The 4,032-nt window shown below is 33.7% G+C and carries 3 protein-coding genes; 2 read left to right on the forward strand and 1 reads right to left on the reverse strand.

What is annotated here, in order from left to right:
• Positions 1-732: 732 nt before the first annotated feature.
• On the reverse strand, positions 733-930 hold the full coding sequence (locus AN214_RS21410) for a hypothetical protein (RefSeq protein WP_054981572.1): 198 nt from the start codon (positions 928-930) through the stop codon (positions 733-735).
• 300 nt (positions 931-1,230) lie between these two features.
• Between AN214_RS21410 and AN214_RS21415 the strand changes: the two genes are divergently transcribed.
• Positions 1,231-2,355: a hypothetical protein gene (locus AN214_RS21415; protein WP_054981573.1), complete on the forward strand. Its 1,125-nt coding sequence runs from the start codon at positions 1,231-1,233 to the stop codon at positions 2,353-2,355.
• Between the two features lie 567 nt (positions 2,356-2,922).
• On the forward strand, positions 2,923-3,645 hold the full coding sequence (locus tag AN214_RS21420) for a 4'-phosphopantetheinyl transferase (protein WP_054981574.1): 723 nt from the start codon (positions 2,923-2,925) through the stop codon (positions 3,643-3,645).
• Positions 3,646-4,032 lie beyond the last annotated feature (387 nt).

Consider the following 4,032-nt stretch of genomic DNA (forward strand, 5'->3'; position numbering starts at 1 on the left):
ATAGCCATCTAGGCCATCAGTCCCCTGAAGAGTTTGAGATCCGATATAATTCGGTAAGCTAGGTGTCTAGAATTTCAGGGGAAGATCAGAGGTCTATTTTTTCGTCAGGGTCGAGAGTTTCTAGAATAGCATTGCTGTCGGCATTTTTACCGTAGAGATTCAATTAACTAATTCGGAAGCATCGAGTTATGAATCAACGGGTAAACCATATATCGAACAGCTTGCTAGTAGTATCCGCACGAAACTAGACTATTTTCCATCTAGGAAAGTAGCCAATTTCAGAACTAAGTATATGTCACCATGGCGTTATCTGAATGGCGAAGTTCTTAGAGTTGAAGCTATAAAGAGTAAGGTACTTAATGACCGTTCTTGGCACAGACTGTGTGAAAACTAATTTCGAGTAGCCTTTGTTGGCGGTGCTTTTAGTTAGAAACCATCGAAGATGGTCTAGATCGATTTTTTCTCAGCATAGCAGTTTTGTCTAGACGAGCGAAGTTACTATTTCAACATTACTCCATGTTTGATTACTAGTTCTGCACACTTTTTCTTAAATTCAGGTGTTAACGATCTTCTTGTCATGTTTTACCTCGTTAGTCTCTGGTAATAATACCTCTAACAAGGTGTCTTGAATATTTAGACCGTTACACAGACAACTTAGATAAACAATAAGGGATACACTAACCATGCTGTTATCGTATTAGTTGTGAGAAAAACATCCTAGATTGTCATGATTTAGTTGGTAATAAAAGATGTCATATAAGTTTCGAAAACTAAGTCACCGTTAATGTGTATGCCATTTAAAGCATCTTCTTTTCCCATTTTATACGCATGACAGAAAGCCCTTCTAAAAAATTCCAATTTTAAATTTTCATTTGCAGTAGGAAGAGTTGTTTTTTCATCATTACATTTTTTATCGGTTAGCGAATCCATCACAAGACTTAAGTCCTTTATAATTATTATATTTTGTTACGGTAATAGGTAAATAAAGTAATTGCAATCAAAATACAGAAATATTTTGTAATATTTTTTACAAATGCACTTCAATATTTTTAGCCAGGATTTATAAAAGGATTTGCAATTTGAGTTGTTGATTTTTGTGTTTGTGGTGTTGTGTAAAAAATATCGGTAATTCGTACTACTCTACAATGGTTAGGAGAGTGGGGCAGTGTTGATTGAAAACGCTGTTCGTACTATTATACGCACACAGAAGTTAGGCTAATTGGGTAAACAATGTCACTTGAAAGTTTATTATTGAATGCATTAAATGAAAAAGCATCGGTAAATTTAGCCAAAGAAGAATTTTATGATTATAGTTCGGTGTTTTTATCCAAAATACTGCCAGACAATACTAACCCAAGATTTATGCCTTCTGTAACTATTTCAGACACCCACGCATATCAGGTAACCACAAGGCAGTTAACTAAACAGCAATTAGTTAATATTTATGATGGGAAAGATAAGGTTTTAATAGGTAAATCTTGCATAATTAACTGTTTCAAGTATGGTTCTTTGCAATGGAAAAAGGCCAACCATACAATTAAATCAATCATTGAACTTGCAGAGAATGTAGCTGTGTCGGAGGTGATTCAAGTCCCAACAATTTACCCTGTGGAAGATGGTTACTATAAGATTTTAACAGGGCACAGACGCTTTTTTGCTATGATCTACAATGATGGTATTGAAGGTGCAGCACATTTCAAAGTTTATAACTCCAAGCCTTTGCTATTGAAAACTAAACAATTTCAAGAAAATGCAAGCAGAGAGGAGTTACCACAATATGGCAAGTTAAAAGCTTTTCAAGATGCTATAGAAGAAGTGGATATTCTTAACAATTCGAAGAAGCGCCTTGGTCAAAAGCCATTAACAGTGAAAGAAGTAGCGAGCTTATTCGGTATATCGATGGGAGCATATGACAATTATAACGTTCTAACCAGGTATCCAGCCGTTATAAGAGCATTTGAAAACGGTTATACTGAGCCATTAGTATCAGTTAAAAAGCTCATTTTAAAAACGGAAAAAGCATATAAAATAAAACATGGTATTTCAATGTTAAATGTATATCATAGAGGAGAAATCAATGACTTGCTTTGTTTGTACTTTGATGCAAACGATAATTCTGTTTCTTTAAACGATTTAACTAAAGTACCCAAAGATACTAAGTCTAAAGCATATAAGATTGGTCATATTCAGTCTGCTTATGTAATTGAAACGTTATTGACTAAAAATGTTTGTGATATTGAATGTGGGATTGATTGGAAGTCAGTCGATTGGAAGAACTTTGATGAGTTAAATGATGCAATGAAGTTACTTATTGAACACCTTTCCAAGACAGAAGCTAGAAAGACTCAGAACTAATGATAAATTGGTTGTTTACTCAATATTTATGCTCAACGCATAACATTTTTAGTATTTAATCAGGTATTAATTTTGTGTTATTAACATTCAGTCTAAACTTTACGTAATAAAGTTATAGCTTTGATTAGTTGAGGAAATTAATTAGCGGCTAGTAAAATCTCCTTTATTCCCAAAAATTCCACATGCGCAAAAATTTTGGAATAGGGCTAAATATTGTATTGCATCAGGTAGCCCTAGAACTTATCATAAATGTATGAACGTGCCTATCTATGACTTGCCTAATGACGAATTCATAAAACAACTAGAAAAATAAAATGTTACACCTAACACCTATAGAAGTAATAGAAAATAGAGGATTAATGAAGCTATTTGTGCCCGCACTAAGATCTGATTTTTCAATTGCTGATACTTATTGTAACCAAGGTGAAACTCGGTTTTTATATCCTTTAAGTGTGCTAGGGTGCCTCTTCTTTATCAATAGTCATAAAGAGTTAGTACTCTTTCAGATAAATAACATCATTAAGAGGGTGTTAAAACAGGCTCAACTATTATCAACTTAAATTAGTTATGAATCCCAGTATACTAAGTAATTTTATTAAACAAGAAAAAAATATTAACCATCTATTTGAGAATATCTTATCAGATAAAGTCAAAGTTTCTATATGTGAGTATGACATTACAGCGTATAACCCTAATTTATTCGAGAGCTTTTCTATTGATAAGCCAGAATGTATCGCACGGTCGGTTGCAAAAAGACAAGCAGAATTTCTATCAGGGCGAGTAATGGCACAACAAGCACTTAGTCAATTAGGGAAAAAAGACATCTCTGTTACTATTGGAAAAAATCGCAGTCCTGTGTGGCCAAATGACATACTTGGTTCCATTAGCCATACTGATACGAAAGCTATTTGCATAGTAGGTTATAAATCTTTGAATTCTTATATAGGCTGCGATATTGAAAATTATGTTAAAAATAAAATGAAATTTGAGGTTTTTGCTCAAATCATTAACCAAGATGAAAAAAAATTAATTGAGCATAGCCACCTAGAAAAAAACATTGCCGCTATACTGACTTTTTCTGCCAAAGAAAGTTTATTTAAAGCTCTTTATCCTGAAGTAAAGCGTTACTTCGACTTTACAGCAGCTCAACTAATTGACATTGATCCCAAAAAACAATTATTTAGAATAAAGATTATTGAATCATTAGCCAGCACTTTACCAAAAGGAAAAGTATTTATAGGTTCATATTATCTTTCTAAAACTCATATTGCTACATTTATTATTCAATAGCAGTAATTATCATCAGTAGCCTTATAAATTTGTTGTAGATAGGCATAGAGGCTCGACAAATAGTGAATTTGAGCTAAGTATAAATTCTATATGTCTGAGCGCGCAGAGGTCTAAATACGTAAACGAGCGCATTCGTCGGCTCTGTTGCAAAGTTAGTCAATACAGCTAAGATCCTCATTCAACTCTGGCGGGCTCTCGTATGAATTTATTTAAAAAAGCGTAGCGAAAATCTCGGTAATGCCCCCGAAAAATAACAGTCCTCAAAAGTAGAATTTTCCATTAACTAACATAACCTGAGCTGCACATAAGAAATGGAACTAAATGCCCTTGCGATGATCAGATCTTTCGACCAAGAAACATAAGATTACCGAGGCAAGGGCATGAATA

This window comes from Pseudoalteromonas sp. P1-9, assembly GCF_001399975.1.
Classification (GTDB): Bacteria; Pseudomonadota; Gammaproteobacteria; order Enterobacterales; family Alteromonadaceae; genus Pseudoalteromonas.